We start from the raw sequence: 1,023 nt of genomic DNA, 5'->3' as shown, positions 1-1,023 counted from the left end.
TAAATAAGCTGGCTGTGCTGATCCATAGTATACGTACGTAATATCGGTAAGTAACACTTTCCCTGGTTCACCTTGATCAAATTTTCTATCAAGTAGATTTGAAAGGGTTTTATGCTCCTGAGTTGCCTTTGCCATTTTCCTGTAAGGATTTATCTGCCTGATCTTCGCTACCAAGTTAAATTTCCTCATAATCCTTCGAATCTTTTTATGGTTCATTACGACATAGTAGTCGTTCTCCAAAATCATCTTGATAACCAGAGCACCTGCTTTTGCCTTCTTTTTATCAAAGATTTTCTTGATTAACTCATAATCTTTCCAATCATTTTCTTGTCTTGATGCCCTTATATTCTCAGCTTTTATCCATGCGTAATAACCACTTCGGCTTACTCCTGCCATCTTACAGAGGTATTTTACCATCCCGGTAATTCCACACTTCCGAATAATCTTTTCGATAAGCATAAATTTCTCCGTCTTCGTTACTTTTTCTCCTTGGATACCTGCCTTTCGAGTTCGTCTAACTTTTTTAAGAATTCTAGCTCCGCTTCTAAATACTTAATCCGTGCCTCAGCCTTCCTTAGGCTTTCTTCAGCTGTAAGCTGTTTAGATGATGGTCTCCCAGTACTACCTTTTCCTCTCCTTTCCGTAAGGAACCCATCTTCCCCAAACTGATTAAAAGTTTTCCTCCAGCGTTTTAAGCATTGTTTAGGTTTTTCAGAACCAATCACTTGAAGGTCAAACCCATGCTCAATAAAGATTTGTACGGGGCCCTTTCCATTTAGATTCTCTTTTACAGCTCTTATCTTAAAGTCGGGTGTATATGAAATAGAACGTTCGGACACATGGTCCACATTGGGATTACTCTCTAATAATTTAATCTGAATCTTGTTAAATATAATTTTACTCATTTTAACTTTCCTCCGGTTATATCCTCTAAATGATTATAAACGGGTTTTTGTCCAGCGAACACAAAAAACCCGAATAAGGGACTTTTTTTAAAGTGTCCATTATTCGGGTTATAGTTCA

Annotated in this window: 2 protein-coding genes; both read right to left on the bottom strand. The window is 37.3% G+C overall.

Going from position 1 to position 1,023, the window contains the following annotated elements; translation table 11 throughout:
* Positions 1 to 459: IS3 family transposase (locus COD92_RS26515; protein WP_141561148.1), on the bottom strand; the 459-nt coding region annotated here is incomplete at its 3' end.
* Positions 460 to 476: 17 nt separating this feature from the next.
* Entirely contained in the window at positions 477 to 905 is a 429-nt protein-coding gene (locus COD92_RS26510) for an HTH domain-containing protein (RefSeq protein ID WP_098532313.1), read from the bottom strand.
* Positions 906 to 1,023: the final 118 nt, after the last annotated feature.

This window comes from Bacillus sp. AFS037270 (assembly GCF_002585305.1).
Note: the sequence above shows the minus strand (reverse complement) of the source record. Positions and strands in the feature narration are given on the sequence as shown.

What these genes read in the sequence shown, in the direction of transcription:
- COD92_RS26510 (WP_098532313.1), bottom strand. Translation starts at nt 905, where the DNA reads ATGAGTAAAATTATATTTAACAAGATTCAGATTAAATTATTAGAGAGT.